Raw genomic sequence first — 26,271 nt, forward strand, 5'->3', positions numbered from 1 at the left:
TTAGCCTAAGATTTCTTCTACTGATTTACCGCGAAGTTTAGCTACTGCTTCCGGAGTTTTTACCTGACGTAATCCCTCAACAGTTGCAAGAACAACGTTCTGCTTATTGTTTGAACCAAGAGATTTTGTACGAATGTTCTTGATTCCTGCCATCTCGATTACGGCACGTGCCGGACCACCGGCGATAACTCCAGTTCCTTCCGGAGCCTTCTTAAGAAGCACGGAAGCTCCTCCGAATTTTCCGATAAAATCATGTGTAATACTATCGTTCTCATCTAATGCTACTTTGATAAGGTTCTTTGCAGCATCCTCTTTACCTTTGCGGATTGCTTCCGGAATCTCAGTAGCTTTTCCTAAACCAGCGCCAACATGACCGTTCTTGTCACCAACAACTACTAAAGCTGTGAATCTCATATTACGGCCACCCTTAACAACTTTCGTTACACGTTTAATTGACACTACTTTTTCTTCTAGCTCTAACTGACTAGCATCAATACGTTCCTGTCTCATGTGTGCTCCTCCTTCTAGAAATTCAACCCAGCTTCTCTAGCTGCGTCTGCTAATGCCTGAATTTTACCCTGGTAAATAAATCCGCCTCTATCGAAGACAACGTCTTTAATACCTTTCTCAAGTGCCTTCTCGGCAATGACTTTTCCTAAATATGCTGCTGCATCAACGTTGTTAGTTTTCTCAAGGTTTGCTTTCACATCTTTCTGAAGAGTGGAAGCGGAAACCAGTGTATTTCCAACTGTATCGTCAATAATTTGAGCATACATATGATTATTACTTCTAAACACAGCTAAGCGTGGACACTCTGTTGTTCCAGCTAAACGGTTACGTAATTTTCTGTGCTTGTTTACACGAACTTCACTTCTTGATTTCTTGCTAACCATTTTCACACTCTCCTTACTTATTTTTTACCAGTCTTACCAACTTTACGTCTGATAACTTCATCAGCATACTTAATACCTTTACCTTTATAAGGCTCCGGTCTTCTCTTGTCTCTGATCTCAGCCGCAAACTGGCCAACTTTTTCTTTACTGATTCCTTTAACGATGATCTTGTTCTGACCTTCAACTACTGTCTCAACGCCTTCAGGATCTGTCATCTCAACTGGATGAGAATAACCAAGGTTCAGTGTTAATTTGTTTCCTGATTTTGCTGCTCTGTATCCAACACCGTTAACTTCCAGGACTTTCTCGTATCCGTTTGTTACACCAATAACCATGTTATTGATCAGTGTTCTTGTAAGACCATGTAAAGATTTCATTTTCTTTAAATCGTTTGGTCTTGTTACAACAACTTCATCACCTTCCTGCTTGATTTCCATCTCTGTAGGAAGTGCTTTCTCAAGTGTTCCTTTTGGACCTTTTACAGTCACTACATTGTTTTCTTTAATCTCAACAGTAACTCCTGCCGGGATTGCGATTGGATGTCTTCCGATACGTGACATATCTAAATCCTCCTTAACTTAGATTCTCGGAATGAGTCTTTGCTCACTCTGTTTTCAGTTTCAATTGTTCAGTGACTACCAAATGTAGCAGAGAACTTCTCCACCAACGCCAAGCTTTCTAGCTTCTTTGTCAGTGATTACACCGTGGTTTGTAGAAATGATCGCTGTTCCCAGTCCTCCAAGTACTCTCGGAAGATCTGCGCTGTTAGCGTATACACGAAGACCTGGTTTAGAAATTCTTCTAAGTCCTGTGATAACTTTCTCATTCTTGTCTGCACCATATTTTAATGTAATATGGATTGTTTTGAATACTCCATCTTCTACGATGTCATATTTCTCGATATATCCTTCATCTAATAAGATATTTGCGATTGCAAGCTTCATCTTGGATGAAGGTACATCTACTGTATCATGTTTAGCAGTATTTGCATTACGGATTCTTGTAAGCATATCTGCAATTGGATCGCTCATAGTCATGAATTGTTTTCCTCCTCTTCTGATGGATTGTTTAATGTAGTTCTCTTCGCCGGGCTCGTGGAATACCTCGCCAGACTCAGAGAACGGCCTTCTCACCAAACTCGGCCGGCGCTGGGCGCTTGGCCTCGCCAAGTGTTCAGTGCCTACCAGCTTGCTTTCTTAACGCCTGGAATCTGTCCTTTGTATGCCAGTTCACGGAAGCAAACACGGCAGATACCATATTTTCTTAAATATGCATGAGGACGTCCACAAATTCTGCAACGATTATATTCTCTTGTAGAGAATTTCTGCTGACGCTGCTGTTTTACTTTCATTGCTGTCTTAGCCATAATTTACCTCCCTATTTTGTAAAAGGCATATTGAACTGTGTAAGCAGCTCACGAGCCTCTTCATCTGTATTCGCTGTTGTAACGAAGATGATATCCATACCTCTTACCTTGTCAACCTTATCATACTCAATCTCAGGGAAGATAAGCTGTTCTTTGATACCAAGAGCGTAATTTCCTCTTCCGTCAAATGCGTTAGGATTTACACCTCTGAAGTCACGTACACGAGGGAGTGCAAGGTTAACCAGACGGTCAACGAACTCATACATCTTCTCTCCTCTTAAAGTAACTTTACAACCGATTGCCATTCCTTCTCTCAGTTTGAAGTTAGCAACGGACTTTCTAGCTCTACAAACAACTGCTTTCTGTCCTGTGATCTTCTCAAGATCAGCAATTGCGGAATCTAACAGTTTTGCATTGTCTTTTGCCTCGCCAACACCCATGTTGATTACAACTTTATCAAGTTTTGGCACTTCCATAATATTCTTATAACCGAACTTTTTCGTTAATGCATCAACGATTTCGTTCTGGTACTGTTCTTTCAGTCTACTCAAAGCTTAAGCCCTCCTTCCTCAATTAATCGATCACTTCACCAGTAGATTTTGCAAAACGAACTTTCTTGTCTCCATCCATTTTGATTCCAACTCTTGTAGCTTTACCTTTGTGTAAGTACATAACGTTGGAAATGTCGATAGATCCTTCCTGGTGAACGATTCCACCATTCTGGTTTGTCATGCTAGGTTTTGTATGCTTTGTAAGCATGTTAACGCCTTCTACAGTAACTCTTCCGTTCTTGTGATCTACAGCGATAACTTTGCCTTCTTTGTCTTTATCTTTACCAGCGATAACTTTAACTGTATCACCTTTTTTAATTTTTAACATTGCCATTCCTTTGCACCTCCCTACAGTACTTCCGGAGCTAAGGAAACAATTCTCATGAAGTGTTTGTCACGAAGCTCTCTTGCTACTGGCCCAAAGATACGGGTTCCTCTTGGTGTCTTATCGTCTTTTATAATTACAGCAGCGTTTTCGTCGAAACGGATGTAAGATCCATCTTTACGGCGAGTACTGTTTACAGTACGAACAACTACAGCTTTAACTACATCGCCTTTTTTAACAACGCCGCCTGGTGTTGCATCTTTAACAGTCGCAACAATAACGTCTCCGATACTTGCATATCTTCTTGTTGAACCGCCAAGTACGCGGATACACAGTAACTCTTTCGCACCTGTGTTGTCTGCTACTTTAAGTCTGCTTTCTTGCTGTATCATGCAGGTTTCCCTCCTTATACTATTTCACTTTTTCCATAACTTCAACAAGTCTCCATCTCTTGTCTTTTGACAGAGGTCTTGTTTCCATAACTTTTACTTTGTCTCCGATGTTGCATTCATTGTTCTCATCATGAGCTTTCAGCTTATATGTCTTCTTTACAATCTTTTTGTAAAGCGGATGTTTTACATGATCTTCGATTGCAACAACGATGGTTTTATCCATTTTATTACTGATAACCTTACCAACTCTGGTTTTTCTAAGATTTCTTTCCACAGTCTGTAACTCCTTTCCTGGGGTTTATGAGTCTACTCTTAATTCTGAGCTGCCTTTTCAGTAATTACTGTCTGAATTCTGGCAATATTTCTTCTAACTTCTTTGATTCTGCTTGTGTTGTCTAACTGATTTGTTGCGTTCTGGAATCTTAAGTTGAAGAGTTCCTTTTTAGCAGCTACTAATTCTTCATTCAGCTCTGCAGCTGATTTTGTCTTTAAATCTTCTACAAATGCATTAATTTTCACTGTTATCACCGCCTTCTAAGTCTGCGCGAGAAACTACTTTACATTTACATGGCAGCTTGTGTGTTGCAAGACGAAGAGCTTCTTTAGCTACTTCCTCAGCTACTCCGGAAATCTCGAACATTACGCGACCCGGTTTAACAACTGCTACCCAGTACTCTAAGGTTCCTTTTCCAGAACCCATACGTGTCTCAGCTGGTTTCGTAGTTACAGGTTTATCAGGGAATATTTTGATCCAAACTTTACCACCACGTTTGATATAACGAGTCATAGCAACACGGGCAGCCTCGATCTGGTTGGAACGGATCCAGCATGGCTCCATTGCAACGATACCATATTCACCATTAGTAATCTTGTTTCCGCGAAGAGCTTTACCCTTCATGGAACCACGGAATTGTTTACGACGTTTTACTCTTTTTGGCATTAACATGATTATCTATCTCCTTCCTTATGTGCTCTCTCCGGAAGAACCTCGCCTTTGTAAATCCAAACTTTAACTCCAACTTTACCATAAGTTGTGTTTGCTTCAGCGAATCCGTAGTCAATGTCTGCTCTCAGTGTCTGAAGTGGGATTGTTCCCTCGCTGTAGAACTCTGTACGAGCCATATCAGCTCCACCAAGACGTCCGGATACGGAAGTTTTAACTCCGAGTGCTCCAGACTTCATTGTTCTGGACATGCATGATTTCATAGCACGTCTGAATGAAATACGGTTCTCAAGCTGTAATGCGATATTCTCTGCTACTAACTGAGCGTCTTTATCCGGTCTCTTGATCTCTTTGATATCAACAACTAATTTCTTGTCAGTAAACTGTGCAAGCTCACCTTTTACTTTCTCGATCTCAGCTCCGCCTTTACCGATAACAACACCCGGTTTAGCTGTATAAATTGTAATCTTAACGCGATCAGATGCTCTTTCGATCTCGATCTTGGAAACACCAGCGCTGTATAATCTCTTCTTAAGATACGTTCTGATTTCATGGTCTTCTACCAGGTAGTCTGCAAAATCCTTTTCTGCATACCACTTAGAGTCCCAGTCTTTGATAACACCGACTCTTAAGCCATGAGGATTAACTTTCTGTCCCATGATTGTCCTCCTTATCTTTCATCAAGCACGAGTGTAATGTGGCTCATTCTCTTCTCGATTCTGTAAGCTCTACCCTGTGCTCTAGGTCTGATTCTCTTCATTGTTGGTCCTTTGTTTGCATAAGCCTCTGCAATATAAAGGTTCTCAGCATTCATACCGTTATTGTTCTCAGCATTTGCGATTGCTGACTCTAATAATTTCTTTATTAAACTAGAAGCATATCTTGGATTATAAGTTAAAATACCAAGTGCTGTCTGTACATCCTTACCTCTGATGGCATCCAATACGAAGCATGCTTTCTGTACGGAAACTCTTGCATAAGATAACTTAGCAGAAGGTCTCGTATCTTTGTTAGCATTTCTTTCTCTCTTAATCTGGGATCTGTGTTGTCCTTTAGCCATGGATGAACCCTCCTTTCACAATATAATTATCTAACTTTTGATTTCTTCTCGTCTTTTCCATGTCCTCTGTATGTTCTGGTTGCTACGAACTCTCCGAGTTTGTGTCCAACCATATCTTCTGTTACATATACAGGTACATGTTTTCTTCCGTCGTGAACGGCGATTGTATGTCCAACCATGCTTGGGAAGATTGTAGAACGGCGGGACCATGTCTTGATTACAGACTTGTCTCCTGCTGCGTTCATTGCGTCAACCTTCTTAAGCAGGCTTGCATCTGCGAATGGGCCTTTTTTAACTGAACGTGCCATAGGTTCTAACCTCCTTACGAAAACTATTTAATAGATTTACCATCTCTTCTTCTTACGATCATCTTGTTAGAAGCTTTATTTTTCTTTCTTGTCTTAAGACCAAGTGCTGGTTTACCCCAAGGTGTACATGGACCCGGACGTCCGATTCCAGTCTTACCTTCACCACCACCATGCGGATGGTCATTCGGGTTCATAACAGAACCACGAACTGTCGGTCTGATACCCATGTGACGTGTACGACCTGCTTTACCAATGTTGATCAGGTTGTGGTCACCATTTCCTACTACTCCGATAGAAGCTCTGCACTCAAGCGGAACCATTCTCATCTCTCCTGAAGGAAGTCTCAGTGTTGCATACTTTCCTTCTTTAGCCATTAACTGAGCGCTGTTACCAGCAGAACGAACCATCTGTCCGCCCTTTCCTGGGTGAAGCTCGATGTTGTGGATCTGTGTACCTACTGGAATCTGAGAAAGTGGCAAGCAGTTTCCTACTCTAACCTCAGCCTCTGGTCCATTCATGACTGTCATGCCGTCTTTTAATCCTTCTGGTGCAAGGATATAAGCTTTCTCACCATCTTCGTAGCAGATCAGAGCGATGTTAGCTGTTCTGTTCGGATCGTACTCGATACCGATTACTGTAGCAGCGATTCCATCTTTTCTTCTCTTGAAGTCGATAATTCTATATTTTTTCTTAGCTCCGCCTCCGCGGTGTCTAACTGTGATTTTTCCCTGGTTGTTACGGCCTGCCTGTCTGCTCTTTGGAGCTAACAGAGATTTCTCTGGTGTCTTTTTTGTGATTTCTGAAAAATCAGAACCAGTCATCTGTCTTCTGGAAGGCGTATATGGGTTATATGTCTTAATTCCCATGGTGTTTCTCCTTTCGATTGTTTATTATCACGGTTGCTTTCCGTATGCATTGAGCACGGCGAGTTTCCTCATGTGCTCTCCAAAGATCTTAGAGACCCTGGAAGATCTCAATATCTTTGCTGTCCTCAGTTAACTGTACGATTGCTTTCTTTGTTGCAGCAGTCTTACCATATTTGAATGTTCCGCGAACTCTTTTCTTCTTTCCTTCGCAGTTCATTGTGTTAACTTTCGCTACCTTTGTTCCGTCGAACATTTTCTCAACGGCTTCTTTGATCTGAGATTTTGTTGCTTCCGGGTGTACAAGGAATGTGTATTTCTTATCTCCCATGAGCTCCATTGTCTTCTCAGTTACAACTGGTTTAAGGATTACATCATAATACTGAACGTTTGCCATTATGCGTACACCTCCTCGATTGCTTTAACAGCAGCCTTTGTTGCGATTACTGTGTTGTATTTCATAACATCATACACATTGATCGTATTAGTTTTAGCTGTTTTAACACCAGCGATATTCTTTGCAGAAAGCTCTGCGTTAACATTTCCGTCCTCTAATACTACTAATGCTTTAGATACGTTTAAGTTCTTAAGTGCGTTTGCTACATTCTTTGTTTTGATCTCATCAAATGTAAGTGAGTCAACTACGATGAACTTGTTCTCTTCTACTCTGGAAGTAAGAGCGGATTTCAGAGCTGCTCTCTTCTCTTTCTTGTTCATCTTGAATGAGTAATCTCTCGGTACTGGTGCGAATACTACTCCGCCGCCTGTCCACTGTGGAGCTCTTGTTGAACCCTGTCTTGCATGACCAGTTCCTTTCTGTCTCCATGGTTTTCTTCCACCACCGGAAACTTCAGAACGTGTTTTAGCTTTCTGTGTTCCCTGACGGTTATTTGCAAGCTGATTAACAACTGCCATGTGTACAAGGTGCTCGTTAACCTCAACACCAAATACCGCATCGCTTAATTCGATTGTCTCAACTTCTTTACCTTCGATATTATAAACAGATACGTTTGCCATTTTAAGTCTTCCTCCTTCCTCGTCAAAACCTAGTTAGCTTTTACTGCTTCTCTAATTGTTACTAAGGATTTCTTAGGTCCCGGTACAGAGCCTTTTACTAAAAGAAGGTTGTTCTCTGCATCTACACGGACAACTTCAAGATTCTGAATTGTAATCTTTTTGCTTCCCATGTGTCCTGGCATCTTCTTTCCTTTGAATACTTTACTCGGATCAGATGCAGCACCGTTAGATCCCTGATGACGATGGAATTTAGAACCGTGAGCCATAGGTCCTCTGTGCTGGTTGTGTCTCTTAATAGCACCCTGGAATCCTTTTCCTTTAGAAATGGCAGTAGCGTCGATCTTGTCGCCAGCTTCAAAAATGTCAGCTTTGATCTCCTGTGCAAGTGCATAATCAGCTGTGTTCTCGAATTTGAACTCTTTTACGAATCTCTTTCCAGTTACTCCAGCTTTTGCGAAATGTCCCTGCTCAGCCTTGGTTACACCATGACGATGAACGATTTCCTTTTTACCATTTTTGTCTTTGTTTACAGTTTTGTCTTTCTTGTCAACGAATCCAACCTGTACAGCTTCGTAACCGTCATTCTCTACAGTCTTGATCTGTGTTACTACACAAGGACCAGCCTGAAGTACAGTTACAGGTGTCAGTGTTCCGTCTTCATTGAAGATCTGAGTCATTCCGACTTTTGTAGCTAAGATAGCTTTCTTCATTATAATTACCTCCTGTGATTTACAGCGGAACGCAGCTTGGCGTTCATCCTAAATTTTAGGAATTACTGTGTCTTATTTGTTTTTCATTTTGATATCGATATAAACACCTGCCGGCATCTCTAATCTTGATAGCGCATCTACAGTCTTCTGTGTAGGTGTTACGATATCGATCAGTCTCTTATGAGTTCTCTGCTCGAACTGCTCTCTGGAGTCTTTGTACTTGTGAACAGCTCTTAAGATTGTTACAACTTCCTTCTTAGTTGGAAGTGGAACCGGTCCGCTCACCTGTGCTCCGTTCTTCTTTACAGTTTCGATGATTTTTTTTGCGGATGCATCTACTAACTGATGATCATACGCTTTTAATGTGATTCTCATTACTTGACTTGCCATAAAAAAAGTCGCCTCCTTTTCGTACTTTTAACTTCAGTACGACAAGCGGTGACTGTACACTCTCCCGTGTGTGTCGTGAGAAACTCACACGTTGTTTCATACTTATACCTAATGGTAATCAGTAATCAGTTTTTGATTCGTACAGTGACTTGTCGCCAGTTTCCTAACTTGACATTCGCTCCACGGAAAACCCGTCATTCTCGACGGCAACCTCACGCTTCATTGCTATCATGTCACAGCTCTCTTAGTATATCTAATCCAAGGCAATAATGCAAGTCTTTTTTTTATTTTTTTGTACTTTTTCCAGTACAATCTAAAAATCACGTATTTTCAAGGTTTGCGCACCTTTGCAATCCTGCCGGAGGCTATATCAGCTGGGGGGATTGGCTCCCGTCACTGATACCAGCTTGTTTCTCACCACCTATAGAGGCGGGAGTCATCTCTCAGCTTATTTTATCGGACAATCGAGTAGGAGGAATTTCTCTTAAATGAGAAATTCCGACCTCTCACACCACCGTACGTACGGTTCCGTATACGGCGGTTCAATCAACTTAACAAGTAACACACTTTTCGGTGTAGTAATCTAACATTGTGATTAGTCCAAATGAGGCTAATCTTTTGTTACTTATAGCAACATTTACTGCGCCTTTGTTACATACATAAGCTATTCTTTTACCTGTGTATGCAACTCGTCTAGCTGTGTTTCTGTCTATTCCAAGTTTTACAAGGTTCTTCTCTCGATTCTGTGGTGTTTTCCATTGTTTCCAAATGCACATGCGAAGCCGATAACGGATTCTTGAATCTAATTCCTTGCATAGTGTTTTCATACTGCCTATCTTGAAGTAGTTAATCCAACCTCTTATGAGCTGATTGAGCTTCTCCACTTTACAGCTGTTGCTAACACCCCAACTACGGCATGTGAGTTCTTTCATTCTCTTCTTAAACTTCGCTACTGATTTTGCATGTGGTTTTGCCTTAAACTGATGCGCTCTTGAATCAAAGTAGAACCCAAATCCAAGGTATTTAAGTCCGCTTGGTCTGTCTACTTTACTCTTAGTCATGTTGACCTTGAGCCCTAGCTTTTCTTCGATGAATCGTGAGATATTTCTCATAACTCTATTCGCAGACATTTCACTTCCGACCATGATAATACAGTCATCTGCATATCGTACAAAGTTAAGCCCTCTCTTTTCCATTTCCTTATCAAGTTCATTGAGCATGATGTTTGCCAGCAATGGAGAAAGGTTTCCGCCTTGTGGAGTTCCCACAATGGAATCCTCATACTCATCGTCTATCATAATTCCGCTCACTAGATACTTCCTTACAATAGAGATGACATCTCCGTCCTTAATTGTTCTTCCAATTAAAGTCATTAGCTTATCATGGTTTACTGTGTCAAAGAACTTTTCCAAGTCGATGTCTACAATCCAGTCATTTCCGTCATTCATTATATCAAGTGCCGTTAGAATTGCCTGCTGTGCACATCTATTAGGTCTGAATCCGTAACTGTGGTCATGGAACTGTTCCTCATAGATTGGTGTTAACGCCTGTGCGATGGCTTGTTGTATGAATCTGTCTGTTACTGTTGGTACTCCCAGGTTTCTGACACCGCCATCAGGCTTTGGTATCTCCACTCTTCGTACTGGCTGAGGCTTATATTTTCTTGTCCTCAACTGTCCCTTGATGGTTTCGCCGTTCTTTGCAAGGTGTTCCTTCAGTTCTGTGTACTTCATTCCGTCCACTCCCTCAGCACCTTTGTTTCGTACGACTTGCAGATATGCTCTGTTGAGATTATCACTAGATAATATCTGCTCCATTAGATTACTTGTGTCCATGCGTTCTTTCCTTTCCGTCTCGCTTGATTTGACCACCTTTTACCCGATTGGTTACGGCAGATGTTGTCATTTCTGCAATACGAGACATACTCAAACTGATTGATTGTTCGCCCCTTCGCTCCATCCCCATTACAGAGACTTCTTCACTACTATGGGCTCGGCTGACTTCTCACAGTTCGTTGTTACTAGGCTAATGAAACCTCTGTGAGACCTCCACGCTTAAGGTGCACGCTCTTTCTCTCCATATATCCGCCGCATTTACTCTGCTTCTACAAACGTGGTAGTTATTAGACTTCGCTGTTCTTTGCCAGCTTATCACTCGAAGCCTAGCCTTATATGCGATTTCTGTCCGTCGGACCAGAGATTTGCTTACAGCTTCCTTCAGATTCCACCTCACGGTAGACACCCTTGCTGTTCGGCTATACATTTCCCACTACCTGGGCATGTTCGGGACTTACACCCGTTAGAGCGCGCCCATGGCGCGCAAACAAAGAAAAAGCACGACATCTGCTCATGTCGTGCTCTTTCTTTTTGGTATGTCATTGAGAGGTTTTCCTCGTTGCATTGCAGTTTGTTATTATATACAAAGCTGGGGAATGCTCCTCCGAAGAGGAAGTATATATATTAATTGGAGTTTACCGTTGCAAGACTATTCTTGGGGGAAACAGCCGGCAACAGCTTAACTGCAATCACAACCAAAGTTGTCATTTAACTTAAACATGTCTCAAAATATAATAGCAGTCATCTATATGAATCATATTAAGATAACCGCCGTTGGTCTGAACATCTTTAAGTTGCTTATAATATACCACTTGCAAGCGCTTTCGTCAATTGAATCCCAGTGTTTTTTTGTATTTTTATACGATATGACAAATAAGCATTTTCATTCTCTACTCTTTTAGTCAATTTACCCATTCTATTTATTGTATTTCTATATAATTAATACTTTTCATAATGTTTTTCTATTATTTTTGTAACTTATCGTTCTTTTTTGAAGTTTCCTGTAATTTATTGTCCTCCTTTTTTCTTCCCTGATTATTTTAAAGATTCTATTTTCAATTTCTTTCGTTTTTCTCAATGAGTTTTTATATATAAAAATGCATTTTCTTACATTTTTCCATGATGTAATAAAAAAGATCCATCGCTCTTGCAATAGATCTGAATCCTCTCTTTTGGCGGAGGCATGTGGGAATCGAACCCACCCGGGACGCTCTTAACGCCCCACACTAGTTTTGAAGACTAGGAGGCACACCAGTTACCCAACTACCCCCGTATTAAATTACGCACGTTTTAATCACGCTATGATAGAATATCATATTTTTCGATATTTTACAAGTATTTATTGCATTTTTTTATACAAGGCACTCATGCAGGTCTTCTGGTTCAATCCCAACTTTCTCCATCATGGCAACGATTTCTTCTCTCTCGTCAAGTGCTGCGCACCAGGAAAGTCCACATCCTGCTGAGATAGCTCTTGGAACCGGGATGATTCTGCCCGGTGTATTATTCTCTTTACATGCCTTTTCCATAGCCATCGCATCTGCAGTTGTATGGAAAGTAACTACCAGTTTCAATTCTTTTTTTCTCATCAGTGTCTTCCTTTTCTATCTCAAGTTATGCTTTATCTTTTTTACTCTTCATCCTGTGCAAGCTCTTCAATTGCACGGATTGCAGTTTCAATTTCCTCATCTGTATTGTAATGGGAAAAACTAAACCTCACTGCTCCTTGTTCTACATTTCCAAGTGCTTCGTGTGCCAGTGGAGCACAATGACCACCCGGTCTTGTAGAAATACCATATTCCGTAAGCAATTCATCACTGACCTCTGCTGAATCATAATCTCCAATATTCAGTGCGACAATCGCACAACGGTTCTTTGTGCTGAAATCACCATATACCGTAACATTCGGAATATCTTTAACACCTTCATAAAATTTCCACATCAGTTCCTGCTCGCGCTCCCTGATCGTGTCAATTCCAGTCTCTTTCAGATATGCAAGAGCTGCATTCATTCCCGCAATACCATGACCATTGAGTGTTCCTGCCTCCAATGCCGTCGGCATCTCCACCGGATGTTTTTTATTGTAAGTCTGAACTCCGCTTCCACCGCTCAACAATGGTTGCACTGTGATCCCTTCTCTGACATACAGACCTCCGGTCCCCTGCGGAGCAAGCAGACCTTTATGTCCAGTAAAACAAAGCACGTCAATATTCATTTTCTGAACATCAATCGGAAATACTCCCGCCGTCTGAGATGCATCTACGATCAAAAGAACTCCGTGTCTATGTGCCATCTCACCGACAGCTGCAACATCCACATAATTTCCTGTAAGATTGGAACCATTGGTACATACTATAGCTTTTGTCTTTGGCGTGATCGCAGCTTCCATATCTTCCAGGGAAAAATTCCCCTGCTTGTCTGCTTTTATAATCGTAAGCTTCGCGCCTCTGTCTTCCATCTCATAGAGTGGTCGAAGCACAGAGTTATGCTCCAGCATGGTTGTGATCACATGATCTCCCGGTTCAATCAATCCTTTAATCGCAATATTCAGACTTTCTGTCGAATTCATTGTAAACACAATCTGCTTCGGATTTTCTGCCCCAAATAATTTTGCAAGCCTTTCTCTCGTATCATAAATAATTCTTGATGCACTTAAAGACGCCTCATTCGCACCACGTCCGGCATTTCCCATAGAACTCATAGCTGCGACTACCGCATCGATCACCGTCTTCGGTTTATGCATAGTCGTTGCTGCATTATCCATATATATCACGCTAATATCCCCTTTCGTCGCTTCTATATATTTATTGTATAAGCTTAATTCTATCTCTTTGTTCAAACAAGTCACTGGCATATTTCATAGTCACTTATATGTTCCGTAACCACTATTCTATGTCATATACTTCCTTTACGATCCGGATAAAACGGTCTGCCGATCTTGTCATCTGATAATTTTTATTATAGACCAGATTGATATCTCGTCCTTCATCAGCGCCCGGAATCGGGAATATAAGCAGGCCATCTTCATCCTCAGCTGCCAGTCTGGAAAGAACCGTAATCCCCATGCCTTGTTTTACAGACTTTTTAATTGTCTCCTGATTCGCAATGCTCGCCACAATATCCAAAGCCTCCATGGATATTCCAGCATTTTTCAACTGTTTTTCCGCTTCTTTTCTAGTACCTGATCCTTCTTCACGTAAAATCAGCGGTTTCCTTTTGATCCAGTCAATGTCATCACGATTCTGTTCTTTCAGTATTCTATATTCCGGTGTATCCGGAGTGATCACAGCCAGTTCATCCTTATAGAAAGGTATGTACTTGCAGTGCTTTTTCTCAAGTACAGTACCTGTAAAGCCGACATCAACCATGTGATCTACAACCTGTGTAACCACTTCACTACTATCGGTTTCCATAATCTTAATCTGCTCTTTTGGATAGCGTTCTCTGTAACACATCAATACTTTCGGCAGAAGATACTGCGCAGGTATTGTTGATGCCGCAATTGTGATAACATGTTTTCCATCATCACTATCCATATAAAACCGTTCTTCTATCGCCTTTTCAAGATCTGTGATCTGCTTCGCATAACGGTACAGATCTTTTCCGTCATCTGACAGACTTACTTCTTTTGTATTTCTTATAAATAACCGTACATTCAATTCCTTTTCCAGGGAGGAAATATGCGCACTGATGGTCGGCTGTGTCAGGAAAAGTTCTTTGGCAGCCTTCGAAAAGCTGCCGCTTTCAGATACCTGTACAAAAGCCTCTAATTGTTTCAAGTTCATTAGTATGCTACCCTTTCACTTTCCGCTCCAACTTTCTTGGTAACTTTGATACTGTCCATATATTCCAAAATTGGTTTCGCACTCTTTCGGCTGGTCGCAAATATATCTCGTACCTGAGCAATCGTAATCACCGGATCTTCCGCTAATTTCTCCCGAATGATATTCTTTGCTTCTTCCATATATTCCGTCAGTGTATACATATCTTCTGCGATTTTTACTACTTTACCCTCGACCAGCAATACATTCAGGATATCATCAGCCATTGCTCTTGGAGTCTTTCCAAAGTCAATCTCTGAATATTTTGCAAAGTCATATTTCGCACTTTCAAATGTACCAAGCACGGTCTTTGCTATCTTGTTATACGTCTCATCTTTCTTTATTTCAAACTGAGGTGTGCACAAAAATTCTCCGACACGTTTCACATATCCCTCAGTTTCCAACAGCTCAATGACTTTATCAAACACATTCGGTTTCATTCCCTTAAAATGTGTCATCTGCACTTCCGCTTTCTTCATTCCATAACGATACGGATTCTCTTTTTCATAGGATTCCAGACTCTTCACAATCGCCTGTACTGCTCCACGTTTTGAATCCGCATGCCATGTAAATGTATCTTTTTTCATCGGGAATACATAAATCTGGCCATTCTCTTTTAATTCTTCTATATCCTGGTTCACCTCATCCATGGACAATGCCGTCAGCTTTGCAAGTTCTGCAGAAGTGATCATTGTGTCTCCATGTTCTTTTATATGAAGTTCAATTACATCCGCTGAAGAACCGGATTCTTTTCTCTTAAGTTCTTCAATCACATCTTGTTGAAAACGTCTCTTCACACCCGGATTTGGCTCAAGAATCACGCCTCCCCCAATCGTCTCCATCGGAGAATAAAAACGGACTACAAACTTATCACCTCTGCGTACTGCAATTTCATCTTCCAGGCGAAGTTGAACATATCCACTCTCACCTGGTCCGATTTCTTCTTTATCAAGCAGTACTGCACGGCATAAAATTTCACTCGTTCCTGTAAACAGATGTAATCTCGTATGATTCGTCAATACCCGCATAGAGGAGTCCAGTATATTCATCTTCACATCCAGCAGGTCTGTATTTTTCATACTTGCCGGCGGTGCCAGCACACAGCCTCGCTGAATTTCTTTTTTCTTAACATTAGACAGATTAATTGCCACACGTTGTCCCGCATAACACTCTTTTTTATCCTGACCATGTACCTGAATGCTGCGAATCTTGCACTCTTTGCCAATCGGATACATTTCCAGAGTATCTTCTTTACGAATCGTACCAGACACAAGGGTTCCGGTAATAATCGTGCCAAACCCAGACAATGTAAATGCGCGGTCAATCGGAAGTCTCGGAATTGTATTCACATCTTTAGCTACAACTTCATCACTTGTCATATGCTCGATCACCTGAATCAGTTCTTCCAGTCCCTGACCGGTTGCAGCAGACACCTTACATACCGGTGCTTTTTCCAGAAATGTGCCTTTTAATTCTTCACGCACTTCCTCTTCCACCAGTTCCAGCCATTCTTCATCTACGATATCGCATTTATTCAGGACAATAATACTCTTTTCAATTCCCAGAAGATGCAAGATATCCATATGTTCCCTTGTCTGCGGCATAATTCCTTCATCCGCCGCAATAACAAGAAGCACCAGATCCATTCCTACAACTCCGGCCACCATATTGTTGATAAATCTCTCATGTCCAGGAACATCGATAATTCCCGCACGGTCTCCACTTGGAAGATCAAAATATGTGAATCCAAGATCTATGGTGATTCCTCTCTTCTGTTCTTCTTCCCAGCGGTCTGTATTTCTTCCTGTAAGAGCTTTGATCAAAGTTGTCTTTCCATGATCGATATGCCCAGCTGTACCAATGATAATATTCTTCATCTGTCTCTATACTCCTAATTGTCTCTATAAAAGACTTGTTTCTTCTAATATATCCATCTCTTTTAACTGCTTTACAGCAAGTGTCATTGCATCTTTATCCAATGTTCTCACATCCAAAAGAATCGTATCATTTACCGTTCTTGGAATAATCGGAACAGGCAAATGTCTCATACGTTCTTCCAGTTCCGGAACACTGATCTTTTCCGGATGGATTGCAACTGCAGCACTTGGAATTCGTTCCAGCGGAAGAGATCCTCCTCCAATCTGCGATTCACAATCCACAACTTCATAAGCTGCAGGCAGCTTTGCTCTCTGAAGCATACGCTTAAATGTCTTTGCTTCTGCAACCGTCTCGTCATAAGACTTTGTGATCATCTTAAGTACCGGAATATTCTGGATTGCATTTTCCTCAGACAGGTATTCCTGAAGTACCAGTTCCAATGCTGTTGCTGTAAATTTATCAATTCTAAGAGCACGAGTAAGCTGGTTCTTTTTCATCATATCGATATATGTTTTCTTACCGATAATAATTCCAGCCTGCGGACCTCCAAGCAGCTTATCACCGCTGAAGCACACCACATCTGCTCCTTTTCTAATGGAATCCTGAACAGTAGGTTCATAAGTGATCCCATATTTGCTAAGATCGATCAGAACACCGCTTCCCAGATCTTCAATGACCGGAATGTCATGTTCTTTCGCAATCGGAATCAATTCATCAATTCCTACTGTATCTGTAAATCCTACGATTCGATAATTACTTGTATGAACTTTCAGAAGCGCCTTTGTCTCTTCTGTGATCGCACTCTCATAATCATCATAATGTGTCTTGTTAGTCGTTCCGACTTCTACCAGTGTTGCTCCACTTTGTTCCATAACATCCGGAACCCGGAACTTTCCACCGATTTCAACAAGCTCACCGCGGGATACAACGACTTCGCCTCCTTTTGCAAGGGAACTTAAAATAAGCATAACAGCTGCCGCGTTATTATTTACCGCCATTGCAGCCTCTGCACCTGTAATCTTACAGAGCAGTTTTTCAAAATGTGAATATCTCTCTCCGCGTCTTCCGGCTTCCAGATTGTATTCCAGATTAGAATATCCCGTTGCAATCTGAGCGATCCGCTTCATGTGTTTCTGGCTGATTGGTGCTCGTCCAAGGTTCGTATGAAGAATCGTTCCTGTACCATTGATGACTGAACGCATATTCGGTGTATGCATGGCAGTTACTGTTCTTCGAACATTCGTATTCAAATTCTCAATCTGTTCTTTTGCCTTTTCCTCATCCTCGCATGTTCCGATATATTTTCTGAGTGCATCCATCTCCAAATGAATCGATTCCACTACCGTATCCCGGCTGTATGTTTCAATCAGCCCCTGAATCTCCGGGTCTTCCAGCAATACATCCACTTTCGGAATGCTGCGGTATAACATATTCTTATTCATGACTTCTTTGTTCCCCTTCTTTTTCTTTTGTTCGTCTGACTAATACAGACGAATCAGTTTATCGCTCTTCTCTGCCACTTTTCCAATAACAGAAACTTTTGTATCCATATGTGCCGCGCGAAAATCTGCAAGCATCTCCTGAAGATTCTCTGGCGCCACACTCATCAACAATCCACCTGATGTCTGTGGATCATACAGAAGATCCAGATAGAAATCTTCCACATGTCCAACCTCGACCCGATCGATAGAGTATCCTCGATTCTTGTAAGCCCCCGCCGGGACAAGTCCCATCTTCGCATAGTCAATTGCGTCTGCAAAATATTCGATATCACGGACATTGATCTCGAAAGTCACTTCACTGGCAGATGCCATCTCTACACAGTGTCCTAAAAGTCCAAATCCTGTAATATCTGTACACGCAGATACGTCGAATTTCTCAACTACTTGTTTTCCAAGTTTATTCAATGACGCCATGACCGTCTCCGCTTCACGGATTGCGGAAGGTGATGCCATATCAGCTTTGATCGCTGTATTTACCACACCGCTCCCAATCTGCTTTGTCAATACAAGAATGTCTCCCGGTCTGCATCCATAGTTCTTGAATATCTTGTCTGGATGTACAAAACCAGACACGCACAATCCATACTTCGGCTCATCGTCCTGTACGGAATGTCCGCCTACCAGCACTGCTCCTGCTTCTTTTACTTTATCTGCTCCACCAGCCAGTATATCACCAAGGATTGCCGGATCCAGACAATTCGGGAATCCAACAATATTCAGTGCAACCGCCGGTTCCCCACCCATAGCCCATACATCACTCAATGAATTGGCTGCGGCGATTTGTCCGAACATATAAGGATCATCAACAATCGGAGTGAAAAAATCTACTGTTTGAATCATCGCGATATCGTCAGTGACTTTATAGATGGCTGCATCATCGGACGTCTCAATCCCTACTATTAACTTATCATCCTGAAATTTTGGCAGCTTACTCAGTACCTGAGCAAGGGTCTCCGGACCTATTTTGGCCGCTCACCCCGAAGTCTTGCTTAAGCTAGTCAACTTGACATTTGTTTTCATTTTTCTTAATTCCTCCTCAATGTTGAATAAATATATATGAATAAAAGGAGCTTTCCATTCAGTCACAACAGAAGGCTCCTTTTTTCATCTCAATCTGGTAATTCCAGAGCTGTCCCCCAAGACAGCATCTGGCACGCCCTTCGCGTGCTCATCTTATGGGTTAATGATCTTAGTTGCTTTTGCCTGTGTCTCAACAATGCTGTACATATTCGTCACAGAACCTACAGCAAGCTTGTCTTTTAAGCCATAATAATCCAGACATGTTCCACATGTCATAATCTCTACTCCCTGTGCTTCCAGAGATTTCAGATCTTCTAATGAATCAGATTCTTCAGTTGTAAGTGTTGCTCCTCCATTATAGAAAAGCATGGTCTTTGGTAATTTATCAAGCTGAGTTACAGCAAAAATAAATCCTTTGATCAGGACTTTACCAAGTTCATCGTTACCCGTACCCATACGGTCAGAGCTTATTACAACAACTGTGTTGTCGTCCTGCGCATCATCCTCTGCTGCCGGTGCTCCTTCCATCTCAATCGTAACAACATACTCTTTCTCAGCTTTCTGCTCAGATGTAACTTTTCCTCCGGCACTTGTAGCCATCTTTGTCACATTCTGTACGGCAATCTCATTATCAACTAATACTTCGATTGTCTCCGGCCCGGTAAGTGCATCCATTGCTTTTTTTGTCTTGATAACCGGAATCGGACAATTATCTCCCATTGCGTCAACTGTAATCATTGTATATTTCCACCTTTCTTTTATTTAAAATATACCATTTCTTACGCACACTATAGCTACATACTATCACTTATAGTTGGAAAGGTAAATGGTATTTTTATACTATTTTGGACTTTTTTGTCATTATTCTGGACTTCCAGGACACGATAACCACCCTGAACATAATATGCCGGCTTCATCTGTCCTTTTTTGAACTCTGCCAGGAACTCATCCATCGTTCTGACCTCATTTGGAAAATATGTCGCACACACACCGACTTTTTCCAGCACATGACAGTCGCTGGAACCAAGTGTAAAATATCCATACTGCCTTGCATATGCCGCTGCTTTCATACATGCAGCAAAAGATGTACTTCCATTGAGCACCTCCACACCGTCCAGGCCGCGCACCACAGCCAAATTCTCCTCCAGGCCGCGGTTATTATCGCGAAATGGATGCGCTGCAAAACAAACGCCTCCCTGTGCTTTTACAAGATCTATAAAATCCTGTGCCGGAATCCGCTCTTTCGGGTAATCTTCAATTCCAAATGCGACAATGTCTCCCTGAAGAGAATAATACTCAATCCCAACAAAAATCGGGAAGCCTGTCCTCGCTGTATATTCTGCTGCATAGTCCTTAAGCCCCATACTGTCATGGTCAGTAATGCAAAGCGCTCCAAGCCCTTTCTCCTTACCGATCCGAACCATCTCTTCCAGCTTCAGGAAGCTGTCTGGTGAATATGTCATTTCATGCATGTGTGTGTCAATAAACATAATTTTTCCCTCCTCTTTATATTATAAGAAGATTCTCGCTCATCTTCAAATTGACTTTTATAATAATTGTCCGTTTATATAGAAAATATCTATAATTGAAAATGTGTTGTGCCTATGCTACACTTATGATACTGAGTTTTTGTGTAAAATAGCACTGTACTTCAGTCTGAACGGTAAAATCCGTAAAATATCCAATGATTTTCTATATAAATTTTAAAGGAGTTTTATTATGTGGATTGCAGATAAATGGAAAGATTATGAAGTCATCGACTGCAGCGGCGGCGAGAAGCTGGAACGCTGGGGTGATTACACACTGGTACGCCCGGACCCGCAGGTCATCTGGGATACCCCAAAAAAAGAAAAAGGCTGGAAGCATAGGAACGGTCACTACCACCGCAGCAAAAAAGGCGGCGGTGAATGGGAGTTTTTTGATTTACCAGAACAGTGGCAAATTCACTATGGTGAGCTGACATTCAATTTAAAACCATTCAGTTTCAAACACACTGGACTTTTTCCGGAGCAGGCAACAAACTGGGACTGGTTTGGTGATAAGATCCGCAATGCCGGACGCCCGGTCAAAGTTCTGAACCTGTTTGCCTACACCGGCGGAGCTACACTTGCAGCAGCCGCTGCCGGCGCACATGTCACTCACGTGGACGCTTCCAAAGGTATGGTAGCCTGGGCGAAGGAGAATGCCGCATCATCCGGATTGTCCGATAAACCAATCCGCTGGCTTGTAGATGACTGTGTAAAATTTGTAGAACGAGAAATCCGTCGCGGCAATCATTACGATGCTATCATTATGGATCCGCCGTCTTACGGACGCGGACCAAAAGGTGAGATTTGGAAGATCGAGGATGCCATTCATCCACTTATTAAGCTGTGTACTCAGATTCTTTCTGAGGATCCGCTTTTCTTCCTGATCAACTCCTATACAACAGGGCTTGCTCCTGCAGTATTAACTTACATGCTCGGAACAGAGTTAAAATCCTTCCATGGACATGTAGACTCTCAGGAAATCGGTCTTCCGGTCACAAGCTCCGGACTGATCCTTCCATGTGGCGCTTCGGGACGCTGGGAATCTGACAACTAATATTCAAAATTAGAAAATATCCAGAAAACAAATGATTCTTTTTCACATTTATTTTCTGGATATTTTTATATTTCTTTACAGAAAACATATCTCAGGAACCCACCGTATTTCAATGCTTCTGCCACGATCTCGTATCCCAGTTTCTGAAAATTATGTACACTATATACATTTTCTGGATGAGCTGTCCCCATAAGCCAACGAAATCCCAAAAGTTCCAGACGATCTTCTGCAACTTCCATCAGTTTCTTTTGCATTCCTCTTCCTCGAAATTTTTTATCTACCATTGCAATCTCCATATGCGCAACACGTTCAAGATCTTTTTCCTTTAAATTCATATATTTTCCATGATTTTCTTCCCCAAGTTCTGACGTCCGCGCTACAAAGACTGCTGCCAATTTCCCTTGCCCATCTCTCCCAAATACCTGAGCTTTTAAAGCAAATCCGGAAGTTGACATATATCGTATAAGATTCTCTTCGCTGTCCATGCTAAACCAGCTCTTGTCCGGGAGCTCCTGATATATTGTATTCATCAGTTCCAGCATCACAGGTATTTCCTCTTCCTTTACAAGCGAAATCTCTATCGTCTGCTCCGCATATTCATATATTTTAAGTACTTCGTTTTCCATAATTCCATTCCCTTCTGTTTAAAATCTACTCGAATTTATCATAATTATACACGGCTGCCCGCTTTTGTGCTATAATCCGTCGTAGAAAAGTTGTAACTAAATATATTTACGAATTCTGGAGGAAATAAAACTTATGAAATTAATGATTGCATCTGATATACATGGTTCTGCATATTATTGCGAGAAAATGATTGAAGCATACAAAAGGGAAAAAGCTGACAAACTATTATTATTAGGTGACCTTCTTTATCATGGGCCAAGAAATGATCTGCCAAAAGACTACAACCCAAAGGCTGTCATTGCTATGTTAAATGCTATGAAAGAGGATCTGTTATGTGTCCGCGGCAACTGCGACACCGAAGTAGACCAGATGGTACTGGAATTCCCAATTCTTGCCGATTACTGTTTTATTGAACTGGACGGTCATACTATTTTTGCAACTCACGGTCATCACCATAATCCTGCAAATCCGCCAATGTTAAAGAAGGGAGATATTCTCCTGAATGGACACACACACATTCCTGCAAATCAGGATATGGCTGATTTCACTTACATGAATCCAGGTTCTGTGTCTATTCCAAAAGAGAATTCCGCACATGGATATATGATCTATGACCAGGAATTCATCTGGAAAGATCTGGACGGAAATGTGATCGATATGATGTAAGTGTCAAAAGTATAAATTGTGTTTGTGCTCGCACAAATAAGCAATTTATACTTTTTGACACGCTGAACACCGAGGACGAAATAAACTGGTGTGAATACACCATTTTATGGGAGTTCGAGGTGTTCAAGGATTGCGGGAATTGCATAGCAATGGAGCAATCCGATTACATCATTATTATCAACCGCTAAAAATTATACAAGGAGGATTTTCTATGTTCCGATTATGGGCAAAAGAATTTAAAGATAATAGAATGCTGCGGGATACTGTCATAGAAGTTGATAACGATGACACCCGCACACACAAGATTTTTCATGCAATTGACGAAGTCTGCCATGAATTTGATCTGAGCAACCCAATCTGGCTGGATTCTAATATTGATGAATTCAAAAGACATGCAAAGACAAGATTTCATCAGGATAACTTCGTAGATTCTATTGAATTTGACTATCTGGAAATTCATATAATAGAAGAATAAAAGACTTGGGGACAGGTGATTTTTTCACCTGTCCCCTTTTCACCTGTTCTTGCTTACTTTATTCACTGCGGATTGCCGCAAGCGGACTCAGTCTCATTGCCCGAAGCGCCGGGAAATATCCCGCCACCATACCGACCAGCATCGCAAATCCAATAGAAATAAGCACCAGCCATACCGGAATATAAGAAATATTTCCTTCTACTCCCAGTGTCGAACTTTGTGCTGTTACTATATTGATTGCACCAGACATTGCAAAGCTCACCATATTTCCGACTATTCCACCAAGGAGTCCGATAAATGCTGCTTCAATCAGAAACATTTGCTTAATGTTTTTCAGGCTGCAGCCAAGTACTTTGATGACTCCGATCTCTTTTGTTCTCTCATATATGGACATCATCATCGTATTTGCAATTCCGATTGCTGCAACAATCAGGGAAATCGCTCCGATTCCACCAAGCACTGCCTGGATCACTGCCATCTGCTTTTTCATGCTGTCCATATATTCAACATTTGTCTCTACATTATATCCCATCTCGCGGATCTGTTTTGCCACATCATTGACATTACTCATATCATCTACTTTGACCTGCGCTGAAGAATAATAGAATTCTTTGTAGGCTTTCCCTGACTTTGTAGACGGCTGCCCCGGAATCACTCTTCCTTTGAATTCCTTTTTCATAATCTGTTTTAATGTATCCAGATCACAGAATACATAGTAGGAATTCACATTATAATCGTCAACGCCTCCTGCCACAACGCCACTGGCAGTTACAATATGTTTCTTGGCTGACTTCGGAACATTGGATGTTCCATTTCCGTCAGTTCCTGCATCGCCCTGAAGCCCACCGGAACTCTGCCTGTTGTAATAAGCATCCTGATCCAGGATCATAAACATAGAATCCTTCATCAGATCAATATCCGGAAGTTCTCCTGTCTCCCAATATCCTGATGAATTATTTCCTCTCTCACTGAAATTGGCCAGAACATTGTTACCATAAACCAGCTCCAGCTTTCCAGTCCCGGATTTTGGAAGAGTTCCTCCATCTGCCAGCTTGATATCTCTCATTCTCAAGCCCTCCGGTGTACTTGCGTACAGGGAAATATTTCCTTCATATTTCCCTTTCAGACAAATTGCGGATGTTTCATAGATTGGTGCTGCTGCTTTTACATGTTCCAGCTCACCGAATTTTTTCACACAATTGTCATCAATATATTTGCTTGCCTCATCGGATTTATCGGAGTTATCGGATTTATCGGAGTTCGATGAATGCATCATCCCACCTCCGGCAGATCCGCTGCCCGTTACGTTTATAGTCGTAAGTCCCCCTGACTGCTCCATCTCATCATAGACTGATTTCTGAAGTCCAAGTCCAAGAGACACCATAACTACGATAGATGCTGTTCCGATGACGACTCCGAGCACCGTAAGAAATGTACGAAGCTTTCGTCTCTTAAGGTTGCTCGCGCTCATCCTCAGAAGATCTATCCAACTCATCCAGCAGCTCCTCCTCTTCATTTAACATCTGCTTTTTCTTCTTTTTCTTTACAAATACTACCACTGCCACTGCACCGGCTATGATCGCGATTACAACTACGACCGGAACAACCGGAAATCCGCTGCTGCCTGCCTCTACATCACCGTCTGTATTCATATGCATATCAGAGTCATTTACTGCTTCAGTGACTTCCAGCTCAAAATCCTTCGTAGTTTCAGATATATTTCCCGATTCATCTTCATAAGAAAGAGTCATGGTAATCTTAGAATTTCCATTCGTCACTTTTTCGCCTTTCAGCATGGCATCAATAGAACCGGTTGCACCAGCTTCCACATTTCCGATGAAAATCTCCTGTTTTTTGATTCCATTTCCTTCAAATCTGGCTTTTGCATTATACAGTTTAATTCTTCCCAGATTATAAAGACTGCACATAACATTTGCCTCGCCGCCGACCTCAATGGTCTGAGGGCTGATTTCAAATTCGCTGAATTCGAACCTTGCGTCCTGTTTTACCGGAATAGAGATCGATGAGGAAGACTCAATCTGAGTTGCCTGTGAACCTTCGTACTTCATGCTCAAATTAATGCTGTAAGGCTTCTGCAGCAGATTCGCTTTCGCATTCAATGTAATAGAAATATCTGCGGTACCGTCAGCTTTAATTCCATCAAGATAAATAGAATTCGAACCGGAAGTTGGAAGAAATGCCGGCGCACTTGTCTGCTCATCACTACCTTCCGTCGGAGCTTGCAGCTCAAACAACATATTCTGGACTTTTGTTTTCTTCGATGTATTTTTCAAATGAATCGTCAGTGTAAAATCACTTCCTGCATGTACCTCTGCCGGATTGGTATCAAATCCTGTTACGATAACTCTCGGTACAGATCCATCGGAACTGCTTCCACTGCTTCCACTGCCGCCACCACTGTAGACTGCCGGCTCGTCATTGCCAACAGAAGCTGTCATAGCACCTCCATCAGCAGAACCACTTCCCGAACCGCCGCCATTTCCTGCATCACCTTGATTCTGGGAATTATCTGCCTGTGGCTTCTCTGTCGTGTTTACATATAATTTATGGGTTGCGATTGGCTCATCACTATCACCTGTATACACAGAAAACGGAATGGCATATCTGCGTGTTCCGGCGTCGTCTCTCTGCAAAAAATCAAAAGAAATCTCTGCCTTCTCTCCATTTTTCAGTGTATCAATTTTCTGCTCATATTTCTGATAATCCGTCTTGAACGGCCATGCATCTGCATTTTCACCACCCATATCCGGCGATACAGATAAATTACTCAAATCCTGTCCTGTCTTATTGGTAATCACCAGTGTCCACTTCTGGGATTCTCCCGGTTTATATTGCAGTGTTTTATTATCCTTGGACTCAATCGTCACCTTCGCGGTCGCACGGCCAACTTCTCCGGTTCCTTCTCCTTCTGCAGCAGCCTCAGCCTTCACCGCAAGCCCCGGTAATATCATCGCTGCAATCAATAGCGCCGCTACAATGACTGCCATTACTCTCCTTGATTTTGTCATTTTCCTGTTCCTCCTTA

Annotated in this window: 34 protein-coding genes and 1 tRNA gene; 3 read left to right on the plus strand and 32 right to left on the minus strand. The window is 41.8% G+C overall.

The annotated features are described in order from the left end of the window. From rpsE to C7E02_RS12085, 29 genes are all read right to left on the minus strand, one after another. Positions 1-510 carry a 30S ribosomal protein S5 gene (rpsE, locus tag C7E02_RS11940; protein ID WP_005332371.1) on the minus strand — a complete coding sequence of 170 codons (510 nt, stop codon included), beginning with the start codon at positions 508-510 and terminating at the stop codon, positions 1-3. Positions 511-524: 14 nt separating this feature from the next. Beyond that, a complete protein-coding gene (rplR, locus tag C7E02_RS11945) occupies positions 525-893 on the minus strand; it encodes a 50S ribosomal protein L18 (protein ID WP_005332375.1) in 369 nt (122 codons plus the stop codon). A 17-nt stretch (positions 894-910) separates the two neighbouring features. Continuing rightward, a complete protein-coding gene (gene rplF, locus C7E02_RS11950) occupies positions 911-1,453 on the minus strand; it encodes a 50S ribosomal protein L6 (protein WP_005332376.1) in 543 nt (180 codons plus the stop codon). A 75-nt stretch (positions 1,454-1,528) separates the two neighbouring features. Next, positions 1,529-1,930 (minus strand): 30S ribosomal protein S8, encoded by a 402-nt coding sequence (rpsH, locus tag C7E02_RS11955; protein WP_005339031.1) that lies wholly within the window; start codon positions 1,928-1,930, stop codon positions 1,529-1,531. Positions 1,931-2,073: 143 nt separating this feature from the next. Beyond that, entirely contained in the window at positions 2,074-2,259 is a 186-nt protein-coding gene (locus C7E02_RS11960; RefSeq protein ID WP_005332379.1) for a type Z 30S ribosomal protein S14, read from the minus strand. An 11-nt stretch (positions 2,260-2,270) separates the two neighbouring features. Then, positions 2,271-2,810: a 50S ribosomal protein L5 gene (gene rplE / locus C7E02_RS11965; RefSeq protein ID WP_005332380.1), complete on the minus strand. Its 540-nt coding sequence runs from the start codon at positions 2,808-2,810 to the stop codon at positions 2,271-2,273. A gap of 22 nt (positions 2,811-2,832) precedes the next feature. Then, a complete protein-coding gene (rplX, locus tag C7E02_RS11970) occupies positions 2,833-3,144 on the minus strand; it encodes a 50S ribosomal protein L24 (protein WP_005332381.1) in 312 nt (103 codons plus the stop codon). A gap of 14 nt (positions 3,145-3,158) precedes the next feature. After that, positions 3,159-3,527, minus strand: a complete 369-nt coding sequence (rplN, locus tag C7E02_RS11975) for a 50S ribosomal protein L14 (protein WP_005332383.1) — start codon at positions 3,525-3,527, stop codon at positions 3,159-3,161. 19 nt (positions 3,528-3,546) lie between these two features. Continuing rightward, positions 3,547-3,801, minus strand: coding sequence for a 30S ribosomal protein S17 (gene rpsQ / locus C7E02_RS11980; RefSeq protein ID WP_005332385.1), 255 nt, complete (start codon positions 3,799-3,801; stop codon positions 3,547-3,549). A 38-nt stretch (positions 3,802-3,839) separates the two neighbouring features. After that, positions 3,840-4,046: a 50S ribosomal protein L29 gene (gene rpmC / locus C7E02_RS11985; RefSeq protein WP_005332387.1), complete on the minus strand. Its 207-nt coding sequence runs from the start codon at positions 4,044-4,046 to the stop codon at positions 3,840-3,842. Next, positions 4,036-4,473, minus strand: a complete 438-nt coding sequence (gene rplP / locus C7E02_RS11990) for a 50S ribosomal protein L16 (protein ID WP_005332388.1) — start codon at positions 4,471-4,473, stop codon at positions 4,036-4,038. Before rplP ends, rpmC begins: the two co-directional genes overlap by 11 nt. A gap of 2 nt (positions 4,474-4,475) precedes the next feature. Then, positions 4,476-5,129, minus strand: coding sequence for a 30S ribosomal protein S3 (rpsC, locus tag C7E02_RS11995; protein WP_005332389.1), 654 nt, complete (start codon positions 5,127-5,129; stop codon positions 4,476-4,478). Positions 5,130-5,140: 11 nt separating this feature from the next. Next, positions 5,141-5,530, minus strand: a complete 390-nt coding sequence (gene rplV, locus C7E02_RS12000; protein ID WP_005332390.1) for a 50S ribosomal protein L22 — start codon at positions 5,528-5,530, stop codon at positions 5,141-5,143. A 26-nt stretch (positions 5,531-5,556) separates the two neighbouring features. Further along, positions 5,557-5,838: a 30S ribosomal protein S19 gene (gene rpsS, locus C7E02_RS12005; RefSeq protein WP_005332391.1), complete on the minus strand. Its 282-nt coding sequence runs from the start codon at positions 5,836-5,838 to the stop codon at positions 5,557-5,559. A gap of 23 nt (positions 5,839-5,861) precedes the next feature. Next, positions 5,862-6,704 (minus strand): 50S ribosomal protein L2, encoded by an 843-nt coding sequence (rplB, locus tag C7E02_RS12010; RefSeq protein ID WP_105309665.1) that lies wholly within the window; start codon positions 6,702-6,704, stop codon positions 5,862-5,864. A gap of 88 nt (positions 6,705-6,792) precedes the next feature. Continuing rightward, positions 6,793-7,098, minus strand: coding sequence for a 50S ribosomal protein L23 (gene rplW, locus C7E02_RS12015; protein WP_005332398.1), 306 nt, complete (start codon positions 7,096-7,098; stop codon positions 6,793-6,795). Continuing rightward, positions 7,098-7,718, minus strand: coding sequence for a 50S ribosomal protein L4 (gene rplD / locus C7E02_RS12020; protein ID WP_005332400.1), 621 nt, complete (start codon positions 7,716-7,718; stop codon positions 7,098-7,100). Before rplD ends, rplW begins: the two co-directional genes overlap by 1 nt. 29 nt (positions 7,719-7,747) lie before the next feature. Then, on the minus strand, positions 7,748-8,428 hold the full coding sequence (gene rplC / locus C7E02_RS12025) for a 50S ribosomal protein L3 (protein WP_029731230.1): 681 nt from the start codon (positions 8,426-8,428) through the stop codon (positions 7,748-7,750). Positions 8,429-8,500: 72 nt separating this feature from the next. Continuing rightward, complete coding sequence (gene rpsJ, locus C7E02_RS12030; protein ID WP_005332402.1) at positions 8,501-8,818, minus strand: 30S ribosomal protein S10; 318 nt, start codon at positions 8,816-8,818, stop codon at positions 8,501-8,503. A gap of 551 nt (positions 8,819-9,369) precedes the next feature. Next, entirely contained in the window at positions 9,370-10,653 is a 1,284-nt protein-coding gene (gene ltrA, locus C7E02_RS12035) for a group II intron reverse transcriptase/maturase (protein WP_029731837.1), read from the minus strand. Positions 10,654-11,826: 1,173 nt separating this feature from the next. Then, positions 11,827-11,924, minus strand: a tRNA-Sec gene (locus tag C7E02_RS12045). 81 nt (positions 11,925-12,005) lie between these two features. Then, positions 12,006-12,242 (minus strand): DUF3343 domain-containing protein, encoded by a 237-nt coding sequence (locus tag C7E02_RS12050; protein ID WP_005332406.1) that lies wholly within the window; start codon positions 12,240-12,242, stop codon positions 12,006-12,008. Between the two features lie 41 nt (positions 12,243-12,283). Beyond that, a complete protein-coding gene (locus C7E02_RS12055) occupies positions 12,284-13,426 on the minus strand; it encodes an aminotransferase class V-fold PLP-dependent enzyme (RefSeq protein ID WP_203226961.1) in 1,143 nt (380 codons plus the stop codon). Between the two features lie 112 nt (positions 13,427-13,538). Further along, positions 13,539-14,438: a selenium metabolism-associated LysR family transcriptional regulator gene (locus tag C7E02_RS12060; RefSeq protein ID WP_105309666.1), complete on the minus strand. Its 900-nt coding sequence runs from the start codon at positions 14,436-14,438 to the stop codon at positions 13,539-13,541. Continuing rightward, positions 14,438-16,351 (minus strand): selenocysteine-specific translation elongation factor, encoded by a 1,914-nt coding sequence (gene selB / locus C7E02_RS12065; RefSeq protein WP_005332409.1) that lies wholly within the window; start codon positions 16,349-16,351, stop codon positions 14,438-14,440. The genes C7E02_RS12060 and selB overlap by 1 nt, the downstream gene beginning before the upstream one ends. 24 nt (positions 16,352-16,375) lie before the next feature. Beyond that, positions 16,376-17,794, minus strand: a complete 1,419-nt coding sequence (gene selA, locus C7E02_RS12070; protein WP_105309667.1) for an L-seryl-tRNA(Sec) selenium transferase — start codon at positions 17,792-17,794, stop codon at positions 16,376-16,378. Between the two features lie 39 nt (positions 17,795-17,833). Next, a complete protein-coding gene (gene selD / locus C7E02_RS12075; RefSeq protein ID WP_105309848.1) occupies positions 17,834-18,874 on the minus strand; it encodes a selenide, water dikinase SelD in 1,041 nt (346 codons plus the stop codon). A 153-nt stretch (positions 18,875-19,027) separates the two neighbouring features. Further along, on the minus strand, positions 19,028-19,612 hold the full coding sequence (gene yedF, locus C7E02_RS12080) for a sulfurtransferase-like selenium metabolism protein YedF (protein ID WP_105309668.1): 585 nt from the start codon (positions 19,610-19,612) through the stop codon (positions 19,028-19,030). Between the two features lie 56 nt (positions 19,613-19,668). Continuing rightward, positions 19,669-20,364 carry a PHP-associated domain-containing protein gene (locus C7E02_RS12085; protein WP_105309669.1) on the minus strand — a complete coding sequence of 232 codons (696 nt, stop codon included), beginning with the start codon at positions 20,362-20,364 and terminating at the stop codon, positions 19,669-19,671. 229 nt (positions 20,365-20,593) lie between these two features. Here C7E02_RS12085 and C7E02_RS12090 point away from each other — a divergent pair, with 229 nt between their 5' ends. Further along, positions 20,594-21,457 (plus strand): class I SAM-dependent methyltransferase, encoded by an 864-nt coding sequence (locus C7E02_RS12090; protein WP_105309670.1) that lies wholly within the window; start codon positions 20,594-20,596, stop codon positions 21,455-21,457. Positions 21,458-21,522: 65 nt separating this feature from the next. Here C7E02_RS12090 and C7E02_RS12095 read toward each other — a convergent pair whose 3' ends face one another. Then, positions 21,523-22,083 (minus strand): GNAT family N-acetyltransferase, encoded by a 561-nt coding sequence (locus C7E02_RS12095; RefSeq protein ID WP_105309671.1) that lies wholly within the window; start codon positions 22,081-22,083, stop codon positions 21,523-21,525. A gap of 133 nt (positions 22,084-22,216) precedes the next feature. Here C7E02_RS12095 and yfcE point away from each other — a divergent pair, with 133 nt between their 5' ends. Then, positions 22,217-22,750, plus strand: a complete 534-nt coding sequence (yfcE, locus tag C7E02_RS12100) for a phosphodiesterase (protein WP_029731221.1) — start codon at positions 22,217-22,219, stop codon at positions 22,748-22,750. Between the two features lie 211 nt (positions 22,751-22,961). Continuing rightward, positions 22,962-23,225: a hypothetical protein gene (locus C7E02_RS12105; RefSeq protein WP_005332422.1), complete on the plus strand. Its 264-nt coding sequence runs from the start codon at positions 22,962-22,964 to the stop codon at positions 23,223-23,225. 58 nt (positions 23,226-23,283) lie between these two features. Here the strand turns inward: C7E02_RS12105 and C7E02_RS12110 are convergent, their stop codons facing one another. Both C7E02_RS12110 and C7E02_RS12115 read right to left on the minus strand, forming a co-directional pair. Next, on the minus strand, positions 23,284-24,720 hold the full coding sequence (locus tag C7E02_RS12110; protein ID WP_105309672.1) for an ABC transporter permease: 1,437 nt from the start codon (positions 24,718-24,720) through the stop codon (positions 23,284-23,286). Then, complete coding sequence (locus C7E02_RS12115) at positions 24,677-26,254, minus strand: COG1361 S-layer family protein (RefSeq protein WP_105309673.1); 1,578 nt, start codon at positions 26,252-26,254, stop codon at positions 24,677-24,679. Before C7E02_RS12115 ends, C7E02_RS12110 begins: the two co-directional genes overlap by 44 nt. Positions 26,255-26,271 lie beyond the last annotated feature (17 nt).

The sequence above is a fragment of the Dorea sp. Marseille-P4042 genome, from assembly GCF_900290215.1.
GTDB classification, from domain to species: Bacteria; Bacillota; Clostridia; order Lachnospirales; family Lachnospiraceae; genus Dorea; species Dorea formicigenerans.

Excerpts from the sequence above, each read along its gene's own strand:
- rpsE (WP_005332371.1), bottom strand. The coding sequence starts at position 510 with ATGAGACAGGAACGTATTGATGCTAGTCAGTTAGAGCTAGAAGAAAAA.
- rplR (WP_005332375.1), bottom strand. The coding sequence starts at position 893 with ATGGTTAGCAAGAAATCAAGAAGTGAAGTTCGTGTAAACAAGCACAGA.
- rplF (WP_005332376.1), bottom strand. The coding sequence starts at position 1,453 with ATGTCACGTATCGGAAGACATCCAATCGCAATCCCGGCAGGAGTTACT.
- rpsH (WP_005339031.1), bottom strand. The coding sequence starts at position 1,930 with ATGACTATGAGCGATCCAATTGCAGATATGCTTACAAGAATCCGTAAT.
- C7E02_RS11960 (WP_005332379.1), bottom strand. The coding sequence starts at position 2,259 with ATGGCTAAGACAGCAATGAAAGTAAAACAGCAGCGTCAGCAGAAATTC.
- rplX (WP_005332381.1), bottom strand. The coding sequence starts at position 3,144 with ATGGCAATGTTAAAAATTAAAAAAGGTGATACAGTTAAAGTTATCGCT.
- rplN (WP_005332383.1), bottom strand. The coding sequence starts at position 3,527 with ATGATACAGCAAGAAAGCAGACTTAAAGTAGCAGACAACACAGGTGCG.
- rplP (WP_005332388.1), bottom strand. The coding sequence starts at position 4,473 with ATGTTAATGCCAAAAAGAGTAAAACGTCGTAAACAATTCCGTGGTTCC.
- rpsC (WP_005332389.1), bottom strand. The coding sequence starts at position 5,129 with ATGGGACAGAAAGTTAATCCTCATGGCTTAAGAGTCGGTGTTATCAAA.
- rplV (WP_005332390.1), bottom strand. The coding sequence starts at position 5,530 with ATGGCTAAAGGACAACACAGATCCCAGATTAAGAGAGAAAGAAATGCT.
- rpsS (WP_005332391.1), bottom strand. The coding sequence starts at position 5,838 with ATGGCACGTTCAGTTAAAAAAGGCCCATTCGCAGATGCAAGCCTGCTT.
- rplB (WP_105309665.1), bottom strand. The coding sequence starts at position 6,704 with ATGGGAATTAAGACATATAACCCATATACGCCTTCCAGAAGACAGATG.
- rplW (WP_005332398.1), bottom strand. The coding sequence starts at position 7,098 with ATGGCAAACGTTCAGTATTATGATGTAATCCTTAAACCAGTTGTAACT.
- rplD (WP_005332400.1), bottom strand. The coding sequence starts at position 7,718 with ATGGCAAACGTATCTGTTTATAATATCGAAGGTAAAGAAGTTGAGACA.
- rplC (WP_029731230.1), bottom strand. The coding sequence starts at position 8,428 with ATGAAGAAAGCTATCTTAGCTACAAAAGTCGGAATGACTCAGATCTTC.
- rpsJ (WP_005332402.1), bottom strand. The coding sequence starts at position 8,818 with ATGGCAAGTCAAGTAATGAGAATCACATTAAAAGCGTATGATCATCAG.
- ltrA (WP_029731837.1), bottom strand. The coding sequence starts at position 10,653 with ATGGACACAAGTAATCTAATGGAGCAGATATTATCTAGTGATAATCTC.
- C7E02_RS12050 (WP_005332406.1), bottom strand. The coding sequence starts at position 12,242 with ATGAGAAAAAAAGAATTGAAACTGGTAGTTACTTTCCATACAACTGCA.
- C7E02_RS12060 (WP_105309666.1), bottom strand. The coding sequence starts at position 14,438 with ATGAACTTGAAACAATTAGAGGCTTTTGTACAGGTATCTGAAAGCGGC.
- selB (WP_005332409.1), bottom strand. The coding sequence starts at position 16,351 with ATGAAGAATATTATCATTGGTACAGCTGGGCATATCGATCATGGAAAG.
- selA (WP_105309667.1), bottom strand. The coding sequence starts at position 17,794 with ATGAATAAGAATATGTTATACCGCAGCATTCCGAAAGTGGATGTATTG.
- yedF (WP_105309668.1), bottom strand. The coding sequence starts at position 19,612 with ATGATTACAGTTGACGCAATGGGAGATAATTGTCCGATTCCGGTTATC.
- C7E02_RS12085 (WP_105309669.1), bottom strand. The coding sequence starts at position 20,364 with ATGTTTATTGACACACACATGCATGAAATGACATATTCACCAGACAGC.
- C7E02_RS12090 (WP_105309670.1), top strand. The coding sequence starts at position 20,594 with ATGTGGATTGCAGATAAATGGAAAGATTATGAAGTCATCGACTGCAGC.
- C7E02_RS12095 (WP_105309671.1), bottom strand. The coding sequence starts at position 22,083 with ATGGAAAACGAAGTACTTAAAATATATGAATATGCGGAGCAGACGATA.
- yfcE (WP_029731221.1), top strand. The coding sequence starts at position 22,217 with ATGAAATTAATGATTGCATCTGATATACATGGTTCTGCATATTATTGC.
- C7E02_RS12105 (WP_005332422.1), top strand. The coding sequence starts at position 22,962 with ATGTTCCGATTATGGGCAAAAGAATTTAAAGATAATAGAATGCTGCGG.
- C7E02_RS12110 (WP_105309672.1), bottom strand. The coding sequence starts at position 24,720 with ATGAGTTGGATAGATCTTCTGAGGATGAGCGCGAGCAACCTTAAGAGA.
- C7E02_RS12115 (WP_105309673.1), bottom strand. The coding sequence starts at position 26,254 with ATGACAAAATCAAGGAGAGTAATGGCAGTCATTGTAGCGGCGCTATTG.